The 20,416-nt window shown below is 66.6% G+C and carries 19 protein-coding genes and 1 tRNA gene; 16 read left to right on the forward strand and 4 right to left on the reverse strand.

The features are described from left to right. Positions 1-77 precede the first annotated feature (77 nt). From trpB to JE033_RS00360, 5 genes are all read left to right on the forward strand, one after another. Positions 78-1,241, forward strand: coding sequence for a tryptophan synthase subunit beta (gene trpB / locus JE033_RS00340; protein WP_176698341.1), 1,164 nt, complete (start codon positions 78-80; stop codon positions 1,239-1,241). Next, on the forward strand, positions 1,238-2,032 hold the full coding sequence (gene trpA / locus JE033_RS00345; protein WP_200328707.1) for a tryptophan synthase subunit alpha: 795 nt from the start codon (positions 1,238-1,240) through the stop codon (positions 2,030-2,032). Before trpB ends, trpA begins: the two co-directional genes overlap by 4 nt. 83 nt (positions 2,033-2,115) lie before the next feature. Then, positions 2,116-3,117 (forward strand): prolipoprotein diacylglyceryl transferase, encoded by a 1,002-nt coding sequence (gene lgt, locus JE033_RS00350; RefSeq protein ID WP_090149245.1) that lies wholly within the window; start codon positions 2,116-2,118, stop codon positions 3,115-3,117. 16 nt (positions 3,118-3,133) lie between these two features. Continuing rightward, positions 3,134-4,609 (forward strand): pyruvate kinase, encoded by a 1,476-nt coding sequence (pyk, locus tag JE033_RS00355; protein WP_200328709.1) that lies wholly within the window; start codon positions 3,134-3,136, stop codon positions 4,607-4,609. Positions 4,610-4,692: 83 nt separating this feature from the next. After that, positions 4,693-4,774: transfer RNA gene (locus JE033_RS00360), tRNA-Leu, on the forward strand. Between the two features lie 142 nt (positions 4,775-4,916). On the opposite strand, the gene JE033_RS00365 is transcribed toward JE033_RS00360, so the two are convergent. Further along, positions 4,917-5,270: an ATP-dependent DNA ligase gene (locus JE033_RS00365; protein WP_200328711.1), complete on the reverse strand. Its 354-nt coding sequence runs from the start codon at positions 5,268-5,270 to the stop codon at positions 4,917-4,919. Between the two features lie 240 nt (positions 5,271-5,510). Between JE033_RS00365 and JE033_RS00370 the strand changes: the two genes are divergently transcribed. Both JE033_RS00370 and JE033_RS00375 read left to right on the forward strand, forming a co-directional pair. Beyond that, on the forward strand, positions 5,511-5,678 hold the full coding sequence (locus JE033_RS00370) for a hypothetical protein (RefSeq protein WP_176698328.1): 168 nt from the start codon (positions 5,511-5,513) through the stop codon (positions 5,676-5,678). A gap of 39 nt (positions 5,679-5,717) precedes the next feature. Beyond that, on the forward strand, positions 5,718-6,326 hold the full coding sequence (locus JE033_RS00375) for an ANTAR domain-containing response regulator (RefSeq protein ID WP_029608346.1): 609 nt from the start codon (positions 5,718-5,720) through the stop codon (positions 6,324-6,326). Positions 6,327-6,386: 60 nt separating this feature from the next. On the opposite strand, the gene JE033_RS00380 is transcribed toward JE033_RS00375, so the two are convergent. Beyond that, complete coding sequence (locus tag JE033_RS00380) at positions 6,387-6,839, reverse strand: hotdog fold thioesterase (protein ID WP_200330928.1); 453 nt, start codon at positions 6,837-6,839, stop codon at positions 6,387-6,389. A gap of 115 nt (positions 6,840-6,954) precedes the next feature. Between JE033_RS00380 and polA the strand changes: the two genes are divergently transcribed. Beyond that, positions 6,955-9,582 carry a DNA polymerase I gene (gene polA, locus JE033_RS00385; RefSeq protein ID WP_200330930.1) on the forward strand — a complete coding sequence of 876 codons (2,628 nt, stop codon included), beginning with the start codon at positions 6,955-6,957 and terminating at the stop codon, positions 9,580-9,582. A 239-nt stretch (positions 9,583-9,821) separates the two neighbouring features. Beyond that, a complete protein-coding gene (gene rpsA, locus JE033_RS00390; protein WP_090149227.1) occupies positions 9,822-11,267 on the forward strand; it encodes a 30S ribosomal protein S1 in 1,446 nt (481 codons plus the stop codon). A 91-nt stretch (positions 11,268-11,358) separates the two neighbouring features. Here the strand turns inward: rpsA and JE033_RS00395 are convergent, their stop codons facing one another. Next, positions 11,359-11,949, reverse strand: a complete 591-nt coding sequence (locus tag JE033_RS00395) for a DUF4126 domain-containing protein (protein WP_200328713.1) — start codon at positions 11,947-11,949, stop codon at positions 11,359-11,361. Positions 11,950-11,998: 49 nt separating this feature from the next. On the opposite strand from JE033_RS00395, the gene coaE reads away from it, so the two are divergent. Further along, complete coding sequence (coaE, locus tag JE033_RS00400; protein WP_200328715.1) at positions 11,999-12,604, forward strand: dephospho-CoA kinase; 606 nt, start codon at positions 11,999-12,001, stop codon at positions 12,602-12,604. Here coaE and JE033_RS00405 read toward each other — a convergent pair. Beyond that, positions 12,591-13,202: a vitamin K epoxide reductase family protein gene (locus JE033_RS00405; RefSeq protein ID WP_200328717.1), complete on the reverse strand. Its 612-nt coding sequence runs from the start codon at positions 13,200-13,202 to the stop codon at positions 12,591-12,593. The two genes, coaE and JE033_RS00405, sit on opposite strands and share 14 nt — an antisense overlap. Positions 13,203-13,460: 258 nt before the next feature. On the opposite strand from JE033_RS00405, the gene JE033_RS00410 reads away from it, so the two are divergent. From JE033_RS00410 to JE033_RS00435, 6 genes are all read left to right on the forward strand, one after another. Then, the gene (locus JE033_RS00410) at positions 13,461-15,920 is read left to right on the forward strand and encodes an Rne/Rng family ribonuclease (protein ID WP_200328719.1); all 2,460 of its coding nucleotides are present in this window, start codon (positions 13,461-13,463) and stop codon (positions 15,918-15,920) included. Between the two features lie 146 nt (positions 15,921-16,066). After that, positions 16,067-16,375, forward strand: a complete 309-nt coding sequence (rplU, locus tag JE033_RS00415; RefSeq protein ID WP_090149206.1) for a 50S ribosomal protein L21 — start codon at positions 16,067-16,069, stop codon at positions 16,373-16,375. A 33-nt stretch (positions 16,376-16,408) separates the two neighbouring features. Beyond that, complete coding sequence (gene rpmA / locus JE033_RS00420) at positions 16,409-16,663, forward strand: 50S ribosomal protein L27 (protein ID WP_010157307.1); 255 nt, start codon at positions 16,409-16,411, stop codon at positions 16,661-16,663. Positions 16,664-16,732: 69 nt separating this feature from the next. Next, positions 16,733-18,238 (forward strand): GTPase ObgE, encoded by a 1,506-nt coding sequence (gene obgE, locus JE033_RS00425; RefSeq protein WP_200328721.1) that lies wholly within the window; start codon positions 16,733-16,735, stop codon positions 18,236-18,238. Then, positions 18,235-19,008, forward strand: coding sequence for a glutamate 5-kinase (proB, locus tag JE033_RS00430; protein WP_090149197.1), 774 nt, complete (start codon positions 18,235-18,237; stop codon positions 19,006-19,008). Before obgE ends, proB begins: the two co-directional genes overlap by 4 nt. A 101-nt stretch (positions 19,009-19,109) precedes the next feature. After that, a complete protein-coding gene (locus tag JE033_RS00435; protein ID WP_200328723.1) occupies positions 19,110-20,363 on the forward strand; it encodes a glutamate-5-semialdehyde dehydrogenase in 1,254 nt (417 codons plus the stop codon). The last annotated feature ends 53 nt before the right edge of the window (positions 20,364-20,416 follow it).

A 20,416-nucleotide genomic window follows, 5' to 3' on the forward strand; every position in this document is an offset into this window, starting at 1 on the left:
TGACCGAATCGACGACCGGCGTCACCAGCCTGCGCGACCAGCATGGTCCGTTCTTCGGAGAGTTCGGCGGGAGGTTCATGCCGGAATCGCTGATCGCGGCGATCGACGAGCTGACCGACGCGTACGCAGAGGCGCAGGCCGACCCCGCCTTCCGCTCTGAACTGGCGGAGTTGCTGCTCTCGTACGCCGGGCGCCCATCACCCATCACCGAGGTGCCGCGCTTCGCCGAGCACGCAGGTGGGGCACGCGTGTTCCTGAAGCGCGAAGACTTGAACCACACCGGCTCGCACAAGATCAACAATGTGCTCGGGCAGGCGCTGCTCACTCGACGGTTGGGCAAGACTCGCGTGATCGCCGAGACCGGAGCCGGCCAGCACGGCGTGGCCACCGCGACGGCTGCAGCGCTCTTCGGCCTCGAATGCACCGTGTACATGGGCGAAGTCGATACCGAGCGTCAGGCATTGAACGTCGCGCGGATGCGTCTGCTCGGCGCTGAAGTCGTTCCCGTCAGGACCGGTTCTCGCACGCTCAAGGATGCGATCAACGAGGCGTATCGCGATTGGGTCGCGAGCGTCGATCGCACCAACTACATCTTCGGGACCGCCGCTGGGCCGCATCCGTTCCCGGCGATGGTGCGCGACTTCCAGAAGATCATCTCCGAAGAAGCCCGTGCTCAGCTGCTCGAGCGCATCGGCCGTCTTCCCGATGCCGTCGTCGCGTGCGTCGGGGGCGGTTCCAATGCGATCGGCATGTTCGACGCGTTCCTCGACGACGCCGATGTGCGCCTCTACGGCGTGGAAGCCGCAGGCGACGGCGTCGACACCGACCAGCACGCGGCGTCGATCGAGCGCGGGCGCCCCGGCGTGCTGCACGGAGCGAGGACGTACGTGCTGCAGGACGACGACGGGCAGACCATCGAATCTCATTCGATCTCCGCCGGCCTCGACTATCCGGGCGTCGGGCCGGAGCACGCGTGGCTCGCCGACATCGGGCGCGCGGAGTACATCCCCGCCACCGACGACGAGGCGATGCAGGCGCTTCGGCTGCTGAGCCGGACCGAGGGCATCATTCCCGCTATCGAATCGGCGCACGCCCTTGCGGGGGCGCAGCGGATCGGCACCGATCTGGGGCCGGACGGCGTCGTGCTCGTGAGCCTGTCGGGCCGCGGCGACAAAGACATGGCGACCGCAGGCCGCTACTTCGGGCTGCTCCCGGAAGACGGATCGGAGATCGACGGATGACCGAGCACGGATCCAGCGTCGCGAAAGCGATCCTCGCTGCGAACCAGGAGCGCCGGGGAGCGCTCGTGGGGTACCTGCCAGTGGGCTTCCCCGACCTGGACACCAGTGTGGAAGCCGCGATCGCGATGGCACGAAGCGGAGCCGACGTGTTGGAGTTCGGCGTGCCGTACTCCGACCCCGTCATGGACGGCGCGGTGATCCAGGAGGCCACGCAGACGGCTCTCGCGGCGGGCTTCCGTCTCGCCGACGTCTTCGAGGCAGTGCGTCGCGTGCGGGATGCCGTAGACGTGCCGGTACTCGTGATGACGTACTGGAACCCCGTGATGCAGTACGGGGTGGACGCGTTCGCTCGCGACCTCGCGGCTGCTGGCGGCGCCGGGCTGATCACACCAGACATCACGCCGGACTCCGCAGACGATTGGATAGCGGCGAGCGAGGCTCATGGACTCGATCGCGTGTTCCTCGCAGCTCCGAGTTCGACGGATGCGCGGCTCGCGCTCGTGAGTCGCGCGAGTACCGGGTTCGTCTACACGGTCTCGACGATGGGGATCACGGGCGAACGCGCCGAGCTCGACGCGGCAGCCCGGGGGCTCACGGCGCGGCTCCGCGAGCAGGGCGCAGCGCTCGCCTGCGTCGGCATCGGAATCTCGACGGCTGAGCAGGTCGCCGGTGCGCTCGAATACGCGGACGGTGCCATCGTCGGCACCGCATTCGTGCGTGCGCTACGCGACGGCGGCGTGCCGCAGCTCGCCGAAACCGTCGCGGGCATCGCCCGAGGCACCGCGCGCTAAGATTGACCCGTCCGCCGCGCGGCACGATCGCGCGGCATCCACCCGAGTCCTGCGGCGCGAGGCCGCCGGCGAAAGAGGAGTGAATGATTCTCCCGTTGAGCATTCCGAGCCCCGAGCTGCAGTACCTGCAGCTCGGTCCGTTCCGGATCTACTTCTACGCGCTCTGCATCATCGTCGGCATCATCATCGCCGGCATCTGGACGGCGCGACGGCTGGGACAGCGCGGTGGCGAGCGGGGAGCGGTCTTCGACTTCCTCGTGTGGTCGCTCGTGCTCGGGATCCTGGGAGCCCGGCTCTACCACGTCGTCACGCACTGGGGAGACTACTTCGGCGAGGGCAAGAACCCGCTTGAGATCTTCGCATTCTGGAACGGCGGCATCGCGATCTTCGGAGCGCTCATCGGGGGAGCGATCGGCGTGCTCATCGCGTCGCGGATCACCGGCATCCGGTTCTGGTCCTTCGCGGACGCGCTCGTGCCCGGACTGCTGATCGCGCAGGCGGTCGGTCGTCTCGGCAACTGGTTCAACCATGAGCTCTTCGGCGGTCCCACGACGCTCCCGTGGGGGCTCGAGATCGAGTCGACGAACGCGGCATTCCCCATCGGACTGCCCGAGGGCACCCTCTTCCACCCGACCTTCCTCTACGAGGCGCTGTGGAACATCCTCGGAATCGTCGTGCTGCTCGCCATCGAGCGGAAGTGGCGTCCGCGGTGGGGCACCTTCTTCGCCCTCTACCTCATCTGGTACGGCGTCGGCCGCGCGTTCACCGAGTCGCTGCGCGTCGATCCCAGCCTGCTCTTCCTCGGCGTGCGCACCAACGTGCTCGCTGCGATCCTGGCGATCGTGGTCGGCATCGCGCTGTTCATTCTGCGCCGTCATCGCCACGTCGGGCTCGAGAACACCGTGTACCTGCCCGGCCGACGCCATCCGGGAGACACCGTGCTCGCCGATACCGCCGACACGAACGAGTACTACCACGTGATCGATCGCGGCGACGGTACGTCAGTCTCGGCATCCGAGACGGAAGCGCTGCCCGATGCGTCGCTCGAGCCCGCGAGCGGCGTCGAGCCCAGCAAGACCCACTAACGAAGGAGCACGCTGCATGCGTCACGCCAAGATCGTCGCCACTTGGGGACCCGCTGTTTCCAGCTACGACCACACGCTCGCGCTGATCCAGGCCGGCGTGAACGTCGCGCGGCTCAACATGTCCCACGGCACCTACAACGTGCATGAGGGCATCTACAGGAATATTCGTCGCGCCGAGGCCGAGGTCGGTCGCCCGATCGCGGTGCTCGCGGATCTGCAGGGTCCGAAGATTCGTCTTGGCGTGTTCGAGGACGGCCCGTATGCGCTCGCTGTCGGCGACGAATTCGCGATCACGACTCGCGATGTGGTCGGGAATCGCACCATCGGCGGAACCACGCACAAGGGACTGCCGGGTGACGTCAGCGCCGGTGATCCGTTGCTGATCGATGACGGCAAGGTCACCCTTCGCGCCGTGCGCGTGACCGAGGACACGGTGCACACCGTGGTCGAGGTGCCCGGTTCGATCTCCAACAACAAGGGGATCAACCTCCCCGGCGTTGCCGTGAACGTTCCCGCGCTTTCCGACAAGGACGAGGAAGATCTGCGATGGGCGCTCGCGCTCGGCGTCGACTACATCGCACTCTCCTTCGTGCGCGACGCCGCCGACATCACCCGCGTGCACGAGATCATGGATGAGGTCGGAGTGCGTCTGCCGGTGATCGCGAAGATCGAGAAGCCGCAGGCAGTCGAGCACCTCGAAGGCATCGTCGCTGCGTTCGACGGGATCATGGTCGCCCGCGGTGATCTCGGCGTCGAACTGCCGCTCGAGCGCGTGCCGCTGGTGCAGGCAGAGGCGGTGACGATCGCGCGTCGGAATGCGAAGCCGGTGATCGTGGCGACCCAGGTGCTGGAGTCGATGATCGAGAACCCGCGCCCCACGCGCGCGGAGGCCTCTGACTGCGCGAACGCCGTGCTGGATGGCGCCGACGCCGTCATGCTCTCCGGAGAGACGAGCGTGGGCGCCTACCCGATCGAAGCGGTGGCCACGATGGCGAAGATCATCGAGGCGACTGAGGATCACGCGCTCGACCGCATCGAGCCCCTCGGGGCGGCTCCCCGTACGCAGGGAGGCGTGCTGACGCTCGCAGCTTCTGACGTGGCCGACTTCGTCGGCGCGCGTTACATCTGCGTCTTCACGGAGTCGGGCGACACCGTGCGACGGATGTCGCGCCTGCGACGGCCGATGCCGATCATCGGGTTCACTCCAGATCCCGACACTCGTCGACGCATGGAACTGACGTGGGGCGCACGCAGCTACGAGGTGCCGCGCGTCGACAGCACGGACGAGATGTTCGTGCAGGTGGACAAAGTGCTGCTCGAGCACTCGCGCATCGAGGTCGGGGAGAAGGTCGTCATCATCGCCGGGTCGCCTCCCGGAGTCGTGGGAACGACGAATACGCTGCGGATCCATCGCATCGGTGAGGCCACCGGTCTGCTGCCCGAGGCCGGTCCGCGTAAGTTCACGAAGACCGCGGAGGACCCGCAGGCCTGATCCTCGGGCTGTGGCGGCGACGCGCCCGTGGGTCGCCGCCCGACGTGAGACACGGCTCCCCATGCGATAAGCTTGGGGAGTTCGCCGAATTGGTGGAATTGGCAGACACGGCGCACTCAAAATGCGTTGCCGAAAGGCGTGCGGGTTCAAGTCCCGCATTCGGCACGAACGACACACCCCCGGCTTCGCGCGATACTTCGCGGAAGCCGGGGGTGTCGTGGTTCAGGAGGCGCGGAGCGCTCCCGGCGTTCGGACATCGAGGGGCGACCAGGCGGAAGCCGCCAGCGTGATCGCGATGACGCCGCAGTCAGTTTCCCGGGCGAAGGTTGCCCGGATACCTGCTGCCGGTGGCCTCCGCCGCCGCGAGTTCCCCATCTTCTCCGGTGACGATGAGGCCGGTCGTGGAGCTTGCCGATTCTCCGAGGCGCAGAAGCCACTTCTTGTTGATCTCAGGCACTCGACTGCCGACGAACTTGAAGGTGAGCGTCGTCTCCGGAGACAGCCAGATGGCAGTGCGCCCATCGCCGGTGCTCAGGCTGTCTTTCCACGACATGAGAAACGACTCTTCTCGCATGAGCTTCTGGACGATGATGATCTGGAGGTGGGTGAGCAGTCGATCGTCGAAGTGCGTGGTCAGACCGTCGTACCGGATGGATCCCATGATGTGGTCCTTTCGTTCGCAACCGTCTTTGGTCGCTGGAGCTACTCTCAAGCATCGCAGCTCATCGGACGCAGAGCGACCTATTCAGGTGATTGCTCCTGGGGGCGGGCTCGCCGCCCTTGCACGGAGCGGGTGTGCGCTGCGCCGTAGGGTACGGGTGCGCCGGGGATGAGGGCTAGCCCCTGGTGGCAGAGCCCTGCTCCGCGCAGACTGGGTCCCCAACCACCTGAGGAGGACACCATGTCGATGAACAACACCAGCGCGCATCCCGACGGCGAAGAGGGGCGTGCACCGATCTCGCAGCCGAGCGGAGAGGATGATCTCCTGGTGCAGCACGGGCACCCTGAGGCGCCTGAGTTCGGGGAGGACGACACGGAAGAACCGGAGCCTGTCGCGAATCTCGAGTAGGGTCGGAAATCCACAGCGAGAATGACGTAAGCTGGTGGAGTGAATGACCAGAGCACTGCACCGAGCGCTCCGCGACGCGTTGTCGTCGCGGAAGACGAATCCCTGATCCGCCTCGATATCGTCGAGACGCTGCGCGATAACGGTTTCGAAGTGGTCGGTGAGGCGGGAGACGGCGAGACGGCGGTGAAGCTCGTCGAAGAACTGCGTCCTGACCTCGTGGTGATGGACGTGAAGATGCCGCAGCTCGACGGCATCTCGGCAGCCGAGCGGATCAACAAGACGCATCTCGCTCCCGTGGTGCTGCTCACTGCGTTCAGCCAGCGCGAGCTGGTCGAGCGCGCGAGCGAGGCCGGGGCGCTTGCCTACGTCGTGAAGCCCTTCACTCCGGCCGACCTGATCCCGGCCATCGAGATCGCGCTGTCGCGCTTCCAGCAGATCGTGGCGCTCGAGAGCGAGGTCGCCGATCTCGCAGAACGATTCGAGACGCGCAAGCTCGTCGATCGGGCCAAGGGAATCTTGAACGACAAGATGGGATTGAGTGAGCCCGAGGCGTTCCGCTGGATTCAGAAGGCATCGATGGATCGCCGACTGACGATGCAGGACGTCGCGAAGACCATCATCGACCAGCTCGGGCCGAAGAAGGACTAACGCCCCCTGTCGAGGCGAACGCCCCGGACCCGCTGATGCGGTCCGGGGCGTTCGTCGTTCTCAGGCTTCGGAGTCCTGGGTGATCCGCTTGTAGAAGTTGGTGATGCGAATGGTCGAGCACCGGATCCCGCGCGCATCGGAGACTACGATCTCATGCACCGCAACACTCCGTCCGAGCTTGATCGGACTGCACACGCCGGTCACGACTCCCTCCGTGGCCGAGCCGGTGTGGGTGGCGTTGATGTCCAGCCCCACGGCGACGCAGCCATCGGGGGCGTGAAAGTTCGCGTGCATCGAGCCCAGAGTCTCGCCCAGCACCACATACGCACCACCGTGCAGCAACATCACCGGCTGCGTGTTGCCCTCCACGGGCATCGTCGCGACCGCCCGTTCGGGCGTGAACTCGATCATCTCGATGCCCATGCGGTCGGCGAGTGCGCCGAGACCGCGGTGACGAATGTACTCGATCGCGTCTTCAGGGGAGGAAGTTGCTGCGCTGGGAAGAGCGGACATCGGTGCCTTTCGTCGTGTCGATGACACGCGCGAGCCGGGGGCGACGGCGTCCGTCCTGCGGAATGTCGGCGGCGGATTGTAGGCTGGGCACGTGTCGAACACTCAGCCTACCCTCATGGTCATCGATGGCCACTCGCTTGCCTTCCGCGCGTTCTACGCGCTTCCGGTCGATAGCTTCCAGACCCAGTCCGGGCAGCACACCAACGCGATCCACGGCTTCATCGCCATGTTGATCAACCTCCTCGGCAACGAGCGACCGGATGCGCTCGCGGTGGCGTTCGACATCTCTCGGCACTCCTTCCGCACCGAGGAGTATCCCGAGTACAAGGGGACCCGCGGCGAGACGCCGCCCGAGTTCAAGGGGCAGATCCCGCTGCTGCAGGATGCGCTGCACGCGATGGGTATCCGCACGATCGAGAAAGAGAACTACGAGGCCGACGACATTCTCGCGACGTTGGCGACGCGGGCGTCCGAGCACGGATATCGGGTGCTGGTGGTGAGCGGCGATCGCGACACGATTCAGCTGGTCGACGACCGCGTGACGCTCCTGTACCCGTCGAAGCAGGGTGTGAGCGAACTGACGCGCTACGACGCGGCGAAGGTCATGGAACGCTACGGGATCCGTCCCGAGCAGTACCCCGAGATCGCTGCGCTCGTCGGGGAGACGAGCGACAATCTGCCGGGCATCCCGCGAGTCGGTGAGAAGACGGCCGTGAAATGGATCAATCAGTTCGGCTCACTCGAAGAGATTCTGCGGCGTCAAGACGAGGTCGGCGGAAAAGTGGGGGAGAGCCTTCGCGAGCATGCGCATCTGGCTGAGCGCAATCGTCGCTTGAATCGTCTGGTGCGCGACGTCGAACTCAACGTCGAGCTCGATGAATTGAAGCGGGGCGAGATCGACATGGCCGCCGTGCAGGAGATCTTCGCGAAGCTCGAGTTCCGCACCCTGCTGCAACGCGTCGGCAAACTGGCCGGCGCCGCCGTGCCGGCTGGCGGCGCGACGTCCACGGTGTCGCCGTCGCTCGCTCCCGAACGGCCCGTACCGAAGAATCTCATCGACGAGGAACTCGCCGACTGGCTCGCGAAGCACGAGTCTCCCGCGGTCCTCATCCGAGAACTCGACGGCGGCTATGACGTCGGCATCGCTACCGCAGACTCATCGGTGCAGTTCGACTGGCAGCCGGCGGGGCGCGATTACGCGCTCTTCGAGCAATGGCTCGCGTCCGACGCCGCAAAGGTCTTCTACGATTCGAAGCAGCAGCTCGCCCTGGCGCGACGAGCGGGTGCGCGCATCGGCGGAATCGCCGGGGACGTGCTGCTTGCGACCTGGGTGCTTCGGCCGTCGGCTGCGGAGAAGAGCCTCGCCGACGCCGTGTTCCGGTATCTGGGGGAGCAGGTGCCGGAGGGCGACCCGAACCAGCTGGTGCCCGAGGAAGGCAGTGTCGCGGACACCGCGACACTCGCCTGGTACACGGTGCGCACGCACGCCGCAGCGGTGGAGCGTTTCGAGTCGCGCTCCGGGGAGATCTACCGCGAGATCGAGCTGCCGCTCGTCTCGGTGCTCGACGGCCTGGAGTACCGCGGCGTGCAGGTCGACGAGCCGCTGTTCGAGGCCCATCACGCAGAGCTCACGGAACGCGTCGCCCGTCTGCAGCAGGAGGCATTCGACGCCATCGGGCACGAAGTCAATCTGTCATCGCCGAAGCAGCTGCAAGAAGTGCTGTTCGACGAGCTCGACATGCCGAAGACGCGAAAGACGCAGCGCGGGTACACGACCGACGCGGCGGCTCTCGCTGAGTTGCAGGCCAAGCAGCCGCACCCCTTCCTGGACGCCCTGCTCGGGCATCGTGACGCGAACAAGCTGCGCCAGATGATCGAGACGCTCATCAAATCGGTGCAGCCGGACGGTCGTATTCACACCACCTTCGTGCAGACCGGATCGAGCACGGGTCGTCTCGCGTCGACGGACCCCAACCTGCAGAACATCCCGGTGCGCTCGGAAGAGGGGCGACGGATCCGCGAGGGGTTCATCCACAGCAGCGAGTTCGAGACCCTGATGACGGCCGATTACTCGCAGATCGAGATGCGCATCATGGCGCACCTCTCGGGCGACGCCGGTCTCATTCAGGCCTTCAACGCCGGCGAGGACCTCCATCGCTTCGTGGGCGCGCGCATCTTCGGCGTCGATCCTCAAGACGTGACCAGCGAGATGCGCTCGAAGGTCAAGGCGATGTCGTACGGATTGGCCTACGGACTCTCAGCGTTCGGACTCTCGAAGCAGCTGAACATCAGTTCGGCAGAGGCGAAACAGCTCATGACCGACTACTTCGAGCGCTTCGGCGGGGTGCGCGACTACCTCCGGTCGGTGGTCGATCAAGCGAAACGCGACATGTTCACCGAAACGATCTACGGCCGCCGTCGGCCGTTCCCCGATCTGGCGAGCCCCAACCGCGTCCTGCGCGAGAACGCCGAGCGCGCAGCCCTCAACGCACCCATCCAGGGCTCGGCCGCCGACATCATCAAGCGCGCGATGATCAGGGTCGAACTCCGGATGCGCGAGGCGCAACTCGCTTCCCGCATGCTCCTGCAGATCCATGACGAGCTCATGTTCGAAGTGGCCGCTGGGGAGTGGGATACGCTCGAAGCGATCGTGCGCGAAGAGATGGCCGGAGCTGCAGAGCTCTCGGTGCCGCTCGAGGTGCAGGTCGGTCACGGCGCGAATTGGAACGCCGCCGCGCACTGAGCAGGTGCGCGCCGAACCGGCAACGGCGGTCGCGGCTCCCAGCGGAACGACCCCTGAACCGCTGGGACGCGCCGGTGAATCACGCGATTGATCCCGGGCGCGCCCCGGGGTAGTATGAATTGTCACATCTGTGGCGACTCAACCATGTCCACGCGTGGGGGCACTTGCGAATCTGCGAGATTCGGCCAAGACCGGCGTGCTTCCGCCTCGATACCCTGTCCATTCTGGAGACCAATTACATGACGAACGCAACGACCGAACGCAAGCAGGTCGCAGTTAACGACATCGGCTCAGCCGAAGACTTCCTTGCAGCGGTCGAATCGACCCTGAAGTTCTTCAACGACGGCGACCTCATCGAGGGCACCGTCGTGAAGATCGACCGCGACGAGGTGCTCCTCGACGTCGGGTACAAGACCGAGGGCGTCATCCCCTCGCGCGAGCTGTCCATCAAGCACGACGTCGACCCCGGTGAGGTCGTCGAGGTCGGCGATTCCGTCGAGGCACTCGTGCTCCAGAAGGAGGACAAGGAAGGTCGCCTCATCCTGTCGAAGAAGCGTGCTCAGTACGAGCGCGCTTGGGGCGACGTGGAGAAGATCAAGGAGAACGAGGGCGTCGTCACCGGCACCGTCATCGAGGTCGTCAAGGGCGGCCTCATCGTCGACATCGGGCTCCGCGGCTTCCTCCCGGCCTCGCTCATCGAGCTGCGCCGTGTACGCGACCTGACCCCCTACCTGGGCCAGGAGATCGAGGCGAAGATCCTCGAACTCGACAAGAACCGCAACAACGTCGTGCTCTCGCGTCGTGCGCTGCTCGAAGAGACCCAGTCGGCCACGCGCTCGTCGTTCCTCGCCGAACTCAAGCCGGGCCAGGTCCGCAAGGGCGTCATCTCGTCGATCGTCAACTTCGGCGCGTTCGTCGATCTCGGCGGCGTGGACGGCCTCGTGCACGTCTCGGAGCTCTCCTGGAAGCACATCGAGCACGCCTCCGACGTCGTCGAGGTCGGACAGGAAGTCACCGTCGAGGTGCTCTCCGTCGAGCTCGACCGCGAGCGCGTCTCGCTGTCGCTCAAGGCAACGCAGGAAGACCCGTGGCAGGTATTCGCACGCACCCACGCGATCGGTCAGATCGCCCCGGGCGTCGTCACGAAGCTCGTTCCCTTCGGCGCGTTCGTCCGCGTCGCCGATGGCATCGAGGGCCTCGTGCACATCTCCGAGCTCTCGGGTCAGCACGTCGAGCTCGCTGAGCAGGTCGTGCAGGCCGGCCAGGAGGTCTTCGTCAAGATCATCGACATCGATCTCGATCGTCGCCGCATCTCGCTCAGCCTCAAGCAGGCCAACGAGGGCGTCGACCCCGAGGGCACCGAGTTCGACCCCGCACTCTACGGCATGACCACGGAGTACGACGAGAACGGCGAGTACAAGTACCCCGAGGGCTTCGATCCTGAGACCCAGGAGTGGAAGGAAGGCTTCGAGTCGCAGCGCGAGAAGTGGGAGCAGGAGTACGCTGCCGCTCAGGAGCGTTGGGAAGCGCACAAGAAGCAGGTCGCTTCCATGCTCGCGGAGGCCGCTGCTGCGCCCGCTGCCGAGGCGCCTTCGTCGACGTTCTCGAGCGATGCGGCTTCGGCCGGCGCTCTCGCCGACGACGCTGCGCTGGCTGCACTGAAGGCTCAGCTCGAGGGCAACTAACCCTCATCGCACGCCAGAAGGCCCGGTCCCCGCTTCGGGGGCCGGGCCTTCTGGCGTGCGCGCCGCAGCTCGGGGAGGCGCGAGCATCCGCTCACACGCGCGCGCGTCGCTCACGCAGCGCGCGCTGGAGCCTGCGCACGAGCGCGACGATGACGAACCCGAGTGCCACGAGAGCGACGACCGGGGCGACGACGGCGAGCACCGTGAGCACCACCGCACCGATGTCTTCGAACGTGCTGGCGACGGCAGCGCCTGCCCCAGCCGTCAGCACGTTCACGACCGGGCGCGCGATGGCTTTGAGCGCATGGGGGATCAGCGCAACGCAGGCCCCGACGACGACGGGCCAGACGTCGGCGGAGGCGATGAATGCCGCGGGATCCGACACCGCGACGGTATCGCTGCCGCTCCCGGCGGCGAAGACCATTCCTCCGGAAGTCGGGCGGATGATGGTGTGGAGCACGTCATTGATCGAATCGAGAGCCGGAACCTTGTCGACGAGCATCTCGATCACGAGCAGGACGCCGAGGATGCCCAAAGACCATTCGTTCTCGATCCAGCTCCAGCCGGTCGGAAGGCTCACCCACTCCGTGAACCTGGAGAGCAGGCCCAAGCCCAGCAGCGGAACGTACGCGTTGAGGCCCGCCGACGCCGCGAGCACGACCCCGGTGATGATTTCGAGCATGGTTCCCTCCCGTGAGCCAGCCTACGTCGCCGGCGGATAAGCTGACAGCATGCGATTGATCGGGTTGACGGGCGGGATCGCCGCAGGGAAATCAACGATCGGACGGCGGCTCGCCCAGCACGGCGCGATTCGCATCGATGCCGACGATCTCGCTCGTGACGCCGTTGCCCCCGGGTCGCCGGGTCTCGCGCGCGTCGTGCAACGATTCGGCTCGGGGGTGCTGCGTGCCGATGCAACGCTGGACCGCGCTGCGCTCGGAGCCCGTGTGTTCGGCGATGCTGCGGCGTTGGGCGAGCTCAATGCGATCGTCCATCCCGAAGTGCGGCGACTCTTCCGCGAGCGCGTCGAACGCGCGCGCGCGGAGGACCCCGACGCGATCGTCGTGTACGAGGTGCCGCTCCTCGTCGAGACGGCGGCGCGCGACGAACCGTGGGACCACATCGTCGTCGCTGAAGCCGATGCCGACACCCGAATCGCGCGCATGATGAGCTTGCGCGGCATGAGCGAGGATGCGGCGCGCCAGCGCATATCGCAGCAGGCGAGCGACGAGGAACGCCGGGCCGTGGCCGACGTGGTGATCGATACCTCTGGGACTGAGGCCGAAACGCTGGAGCAAGCAGACCGGCTGTGGCGCCAGCTGCTCAGCCTCGGCTGAACTCCGACACCCAGTCGAGCTGCAGCTGCGCGACGAACGCGATCGTCGCGAAGCAGACGAGGATGACCACCCAGCTCCACGCGTAGCAGCGCCCGAGCACGCGCTGCGCGTTCGGCGATACCGGTATGTCTCCGACCGCGTACGGGCGGAACAGCGTGATCCAGAACAGCGGGATGGTCGCGGTCCAGACGACCATGCACCAGGGGCACAGCGTTCCGAGCATGAACACGCTCTGCACGACGAGCCAGCTGACGAGCGCGAACCCGCCCAGCAAGCCGATCTGATACGTCACCCAGAACCAGGGCGCGAATCGAGCGCCCGCCAGGAGAGCCACGCCGACGGCGATCGGTGCGACGAAGGCTGCGACACCGATGATCGTGTTGCTGAAGCCGAGGAGCGCACCTTGCCAGGACGCCATGTTCGGCCCGCAGGTGACCAGGATGCTCACCGAGCAGTTCGGAACGTAATCCGGGTTCTGCAGCGTCTTGATGTACTCCGTGAGGAGTTCGAACGATGCGAACCATCCGATGGCTCCGGCGACGATCGTGAAGATTGCGAAGGCGACGGAGCGCGACGGGGCGCGGAGCTCTGAACTCATGGCGCGATCCTACTGCGCCCAGCTGCGAGTTCTTTCCTCAGGCCCCTTGCGGACACCGTCGTGACATAATGGTGTCGGTGAGAGGCGCCGCACGGCGAATCTCACGCACAGTCTTTTGAAGGTCGAAGGCCTTCACCGGTCGATGAACGACCGAGCGCGAGCGAACCCGCTCGCGGAGAACAGGATTCGCGGGTCATACCGCACGATGAGCAACCTCTGGGGAATGCGCATTCTCCCGGGGCAGAGGAGACACCAGGAATGGTGAAGAACACAGCAACCGAACAGCACGACAACCCGGGCGAAGAGCCCTCGCAGGAGCAGGAGCTTCCCCCGACCGTGGAGGCGCACGCAGGCTCCGCCGAGGCAGCGGAGGCGGAGCGGCCGCTCGCCGAGTCGCCGCCCCTGATCCTGCCGTTCGCAGAGATGACGCCTGAGGAGCGGTTCAGGGCGACGACCAGGTTGCTCTTCCTCGCACCGGACGTGCCGCCGATCGCCCCCCGCCCCAGGCGCGTGGAGTTCCGGCCGACCGAACTGCGTCAGCTCGACGACCTGCTGGACGAGCGCTTCTCACGCGATGAGGCGGGGGACGAGCGGGAAGCAGGCACGTCCCAGCGGCGCAATCGTCGGCGCACGTCGAGCGATGCCCCGGCGGCGCCGGAAGAGGACGCGCCGCGCCGCCAGCCTCGGCAGGCGCCGGTCATCACCGAGCCGCAGAAGGTCAAGGGCTCGACCCGCCTCGAAGCGAAGAAGCAGCGGCGGCGCGACGGGCGCGACGCCGGTCGACGCCGCGTGGTCATCACCGAGTCCGAGTTCCTCGCGCGGCGTGAATCGGTCGATCGCGAGATGATCGTTCGCACGACCTCCGATCGCGTGCAGATCGGCGTGCTCGAAGACAAGGTGCTCGTTGAGCACTACGTCGCGCGATCCAGCGAGAACTCCCTCATCGGCAACGTGTATCTCGGCCGGGTGCAGAACGTGCTTCCGAGCATGGAAGCGGCCTTCGTCGACATCGGCCGTGGCCGCAACGCGGTGCTCTACTCGGGCGAGGTCGACTGGTCAGAGTTCGAGGGCGGAAATACGGCCCGGCGAATCGAGAACGCGTTGAAGCCCGGCGATCAGGTGCTCGTGCAGGTCACGAAGGATCCGGTGGGGCACAAGGGCGCGAGGCTCACGAGTCAGATCTCCCTTCCAGGCCGGTTCCTCGTGTACGTGCCCGGTGGAGCCATGAACGGAATCTCCCGGAAGCTTCCGGATACCGAGCGTGCTCGACTCAAGAAGATTCTCAAAGCGGTGCTGCCCGACGGGGCCGGCGTGATCGTGCGCACCGCCGCGGAGGGCGCGAGCGAGGACCAGCTCACGCATGACGTGCAGCGCCTCACCCGTCAGTGGGAGTCGATTCAGAAGCGCGTCGAGAAGGGCGGCGGCCCGGTGCTGCTGCACTCCGAGCCGGACATGCTCATCAAGATCGTGCGCGATGTCTTCAACGAAGACTTCCACCGGCTGACGATCTCGGGCGCCGAGACGTACGCGACGATCGAGAACTACCTCTCGCAGGTCGCCCCGGATCTGCTCGAGCGCGTCGAGCAGTACCAGGCAGAGCGCGACATCTTCGACGAGTACCGTGTCACGGAGCAGATCGCGAAGGCGCTCGACCGGAAGGTCTGGCTTCCGTCCGGCGGATCACTCGTGATCGACCGCACCGAGGCGATGACGGTCGTCGACGTGAACACCGGAAAGTTCGTCGGCTCCGGCGGCAACCTCGAAGAGACCGTGACCAAGAACAACCTCGAGGCCGCCGAGGAGATCGTGCGCCAGCTGCGACTGCGCGACATCGGCGGCATCATCGTCGTCGACTTCATCGACATGGTGCTCGAGTCGAATCGCGATCTCGTGCTCCGTCGCATGGTGGAGTGCCTCAGCCGTGATCGGACGAAGCATCAGGTCGCCGAGGTCACCTCGCTCGGGCTCGTGCAGATGACCCGCAAGAAACTCGGCCTCGGGCTGCTCGAGTCGTTCAGCGAGCCCTGCGACGTCTGCGCCGGTCGCGGAGTCATCGTGCATCACGAGCCGGTGAGCAAGCACCACCGGAGCGAGGCGCCTGCGCGCGGATCGAAGCGCGGCCGAGGGCAGCAGCAGCACCCGCAGCCACAGCAGCAGCATCAGCAGGCCGAGGCGAAGTCGCACACGCACGCCATCACCGATGGCGCGAAGAACATGCTGGCTCAGGTCGCCGCCTCGACGCTGCAGGCGGCGAAGGAGTCGGAGCACGAGGATCTCGCGCGAGCCCTGCAGGGTGCAGCGCAGACCGGCGCGCCCGCCCGCGATGATCGATCGCCAGAGGATCGACCGCACGGGGCCCGGTCGCACGGTCCGGAGACGCCACGGGCCACGGGTCGGGCTCAGCTGGGCTCTGACCGGGCGCCGCGCTCGACGGAAGCGCGCAGGGATCGAGCGGAGCCGGTCGCCGACGCACTGCTCGACTCGGTGCTCGAAGCCCTTCCGGCGGCGCCGGCTGCCGGCAACGGACGAGCGCGCAATCGCCGAGTGTCAACGGCGCAGCTGCGCGGCGGCGTCGATGCTGGTCGCACCGAGGGAACCTCAGATGCCGGTGCGGAGACTCCGGAGGCGGCGCCAGTCGATCCGAAGCAGGCCGCCCAGATGGCCCTCGCCGAGGCGCTCGACGCGACGGCGAAGCGCAAGGATTCGGGTCGCTCATGACACGCGGGGGCGCCTATTTGACCAAAATCGGTGCTTCGAGATAATATTGACCGTTGGTGCCACTCCTCGGGGTGGCAAACACAAGCTTCGATCGCGGCGGCGCTGCGGTTCGACACGCAAGGCGATCCTCGAGAAAAGGGTATGAAGTGGTTTACGCAGTAGTGCGCACAAGCGGACGTCAGGAAAAGGTCGAGGTCGGCTCGATCATCACCGTCAACCGTGTTTCGGGCGACTCCACGGGCAAGCTTCAGCTTCCCGCGGTGCTCCTCGTCGACGGCGACCAGGTGACGACCGACGCGGCCGAGCTGGCCAAGGTCACGGTAACCGCAGAGGTGCTCAACGACCTCCGCGGCCCGAAGATCGTGATTCAGCGATACAAGAACAAGACCGGTTACAAGAGCCGCCAGGGGCACCGTCAGGATCTGACGCGCCTCAAGGTCACCGGCATCAAGTAATCGCTTCGACTACGATTCAAGGAGTAGAGACTCATGGCACATAAGAAGGGCGCCAGCTCCACCCGCAACGGCCGCGACTCGAACGCGCAGCGCCTCGGCGTCAAGCGCTTCGGCGGCCAGCAGGTGAACGCCGGCGAGATCATCGTCCGTCAGCGCGGAACCCACTTCCACCCCGGCGCCAACGTCGGCCGTGGCGGAGACGACACGCTGTTCGCCCTCGCGGCGGGCGCAGTCGAGTTCGGTGCGAAGGGCGGCCGCAAGGTCGTCAACATCGTGGCCGCAGCCTAACTTCAGGCATTCAACGGCGAGGCGGGCTTCGGCTCGCCTTTTGCCGTATCTAGGGGCAGGAAAACAGTAATGGTCACCTTTGTCGATCAGGTGCAAGTGCACGTCCAGTCAGGTCGCGGCGGAAACGGCTGCGTGTCGATCCGCCGCGAGAAGTTCAAGCCGCTCGCGGGTCCAGATGGTGGAGCCGGCGGGCATGGCGGAGACGTCGTGCTGGTCGCCGATCCTCAGGTGACCACCCTGCTCGACTACCATCGGCGACCGCACCGCACCGCCGAGAACGGCGGATACGGCGCGGGCGACTATCGAGCCGGCACCAATGGCGCCGACCTCGTGCTCCCGGTGCCGGTCGGCACCGTGGTGAAAGACGAGGCGGGGGAGACCCTCATCGACCTCACCGAGCCCGGCACGCGGTTCATCGCGGCGAAGGGCGGTGTCGGCGGTCTGGGCAACCTCGCGCTCTCCAGCACGAAGCGCAAGGCCCCCGGGTTCGCGCTGTTGGGGACCGAAGGCTGGTCGGGCACGCTCACCCTCGAGCTCAAGACGATCGCCGACGTCGCCCTGGTCGGCTATCCGTCGGCCGGCAAGTCGAGCCTGATCGCCGCTATGAGTGCTGCGAAGCCGAAGATCGCCGATTACCCGTTCACGACGCTGCACCCGAATCTCGGTGTCGTGCAGGTCGCCGATCACCGCTTCACGGTAGCCGACGTGCCGGGTCTCATCGAGGGCGCGAGCGAGGGGAAGGGCCTCGGGCTCGACTTCCTGCGTCACGTCGAGCGGTGCAGTGCGCTGCTGCACGTGCTCGACTGCGCGACGTTGGAGCCGGGGCGCGATCCGCTCTCGGATCTCGAGGTCATCAAGAACGAGCTCGCCGCATACCCCGTGCCCGAGGGACAGACCCCGTTGCTCGATCGACCGCAGCTCATCGCACTCAACAAGATCGACGTGCCAGAGGGGCGCGAGCTCGCCGAGTTCGTGCGACCGGAGCTCGAGGCGCAAGGCTACCGGGTCTTCCAGATCTCCACCGTGTCGCACGAAGGGCTTCGTGAGCTCGGCTTCGCGCTCGCCGAGCTCGTCGAGACCGAGCGGCAGCGGCGCATCGACGAAGCACCCGTGCAGGAACGCATCGTCCTGCAGCCGAAGGCCGTCGACGACGGCGGGTTCCGCGTCGTGCCCGAGGGGGGCAGCTACGGAACGATCTACCGCATTCTGGGCGCGAAGCCGGAGCGCTGGGTGGCCCAGACCGACTTCAAGAACGACGAGGCCGTGGGATATCTGGCTGACCGGTTGCAGAAGATCGGCATCGAAGACGCGCTGGTGAAGGCCGGGGCGGTCGCTGGGTCGACTGTGGTGATCGGCCCCGGATCGGGAGTCGTCTTCGACTGGGAGCCCACGATGACGAGCGCCGCAGAGGTGCAGATGGGCGCTCGCGGCACCGACCTCCGCGTCGACCAGAACGGACGGCGCACCAACCAGGAGCGTCGCGTCGACTACCACGGCCTCATGGATGCGAAGGCCGAAGCGCGCGCCGAGCTGGAGCGCGAGCGGAAAGCGGGGCTCTGGGAGGATCAGGCGTGACGCACGGCGACGAATTGCTCTCGGCCCGCAGAGTCGTCGTGAAAGTCGGCTCGTCCTCGGTGAGCGGGGCGAACGCCGCTCAGATCCCCGAACTCGTCGCCTCGCTGGCACGCCTGCACGCAGCGGGCGCGCAGGTGATCCTCGTATCCAGTGGCGCGATCGCGACGGGAGTGCCGTTTCTGCGCCTCGAGGAGCGCCCTGACGACCTCGCAACCCAGCAGGCGGCTGCGGCCGTCGGGCAGAACATTCTGGTCAACCGCTACCAGCGGGCCCTGACGACGCACGAGATCATCGCCGGGCAGGTGCTGCTCACGGCGCAGGACATCGAGAATCCCACGCACCGCGACAACGCTCGACGAGCCATCGAACGGTTGCTGCAGCTCGGCATTCTGCCGATCATCAACGAGAACGACACCGTCGCGACGCATGAGATCCGTTTCGGCGACAACGATCGTCTCGCCGCGCTCGTCGCACGCCTCGTGGACGCCGACCGGCTTGTGCTGCTCTCCGACGTCGATGCGCTCTACACGGCGCCCCCGATGATGGCCGGCGCTCAGCGCATCGCAGCGGTGGCCTACGGCGACCCGTTGGAGGGGATCGAGATCGGCGAGAGCCAGTCGGGTTGGGGCACCGGGGGAGCCGCGACGAAAGTGCAGGCGGCCCGTTTGGCGGCCGACGCCGGCGCCACCGTCCTCCTCACTGAGACACGGCTGTTGGCCGCGGTGCTCGACGGGGCGGATCACGGAACTCGCTTCGCCGCTCGACCCTGAGCCGTCTCGCCTGAGCCGGCTCGCCTGAGTTCGCTCGCCTCAGCGCTGCTCAGCGCTGCTCAGCGCTGCTCAGCCCTGAGCGGCGCGATAAGCTGTGTGCCATGTCTGCTGCCGATGCCTTCGTCGAACGGCTCGAGCGCGCCCGTAGCGGCGCTCGAACGCTCGCCGCTGCGACCACTGATTCGAAGAACGCTGCGCTCGAGGCGATCGCCGTCGGGCTCGAGAACGCGGTTCCCGAGATCGTCGCCGCGAATGCTCGGGATCTCGCCAGGGGCGAGGAGAACGGCATCGGCGCCGGCCTGCTCGACCGTCTGCGGCTCGACGAGGCACGAGTGCGTGCGCTGGCCGCAGCGGTTCGAGAACTCATCTCACTGCCGGACCCCGTCGGGCAGGTGGTGCGCGGCAGCACGCTGGCGAACGGAATCGCGATCAGCCAGGTGCGGGTGCCGTTCGGCGTGATCGGTGCGATCTACGAGGCCCGCCCCAACGTGACGATCGACATCGCCGCCCTGGCCGTGAAGAGCGGAAACGGCGTCGTGCTCCGCGGCGGCAGCGCCGCGGAGCACACGAATGCCGAGCTCGTGGCCTTGATCCAGAGCGCTGTGACGAGCGCGGGGCTGGACGGCCGAGCCGTGCAGACCATCGATCCGTTCGGCCGCGAGGGCGCCGGGAAGCTGATGCGCGCGCGAGGCTACGTCGACGTGCTCATTCCGCGCGGGAGCGCAGCACTCATCTCGACCGTGGTGAACGAATCGACGGTCCCCGTGATCGAGACCGGATCCGGCGTCGTGCACGTCTTCGTGGACGAGACCGCCGACGACGACATGGCGGTCGAGATCGCGCTCAACGCGAAGACGCACCGGCCGAGCGTCTGCAACGCGGCGGAGACGCTCCTCGTGCACCGCGGCGCAGCCGACCGTCTGCTCGAGCGGCTCTCAGAGTCACTGCTCGCCGCGAATGTGACACTGTACGGCGATACGGCGGTCACGCAGCGCGTGCCGGGCGTCTCGCCGGCGAGCGACTCGACCTGGGGCACGGAGCACTTGGCGCTCGAGATGGGCATCAAGGTGGTCGATTCTCTGGACGAGGCGCTGCTGCACATCCAGCGCTACTCGACTCGCCACACGGAGGCGATCGTCACACGCGACTACGCGAATGCCGAGCGATTCCTGTCAGAGGTCGATTCCGCCGTCGTCATGGTCAACGCTTCGACGCGTTTCACGGACGGTGGCGAGTTCGGCTTCGGCGCCGAGGTGGGCATCTCGACGCAGAAGCTGCACGCGCGCGGACCCATGGGCCTTCCGGAGCTCACCAGCACGAAATGGCTGGTGCGCGGCGCTGGCCAGATCCGCTGACGCCACCCGCTAGACTGGTTCGGTACCACCCACCGTAACGAATGCAGGGGACC

The organism is Leucobacter sp. L43 (genome assembly GCF_016597785.1).
Taxonomy (GTDB): domain Bacteria; phylum Actinomycetota; class Actinomycetes; order Actinomycetales; family Microbacteriaceae; genus Leucobacter; species Leucobacter alluvii.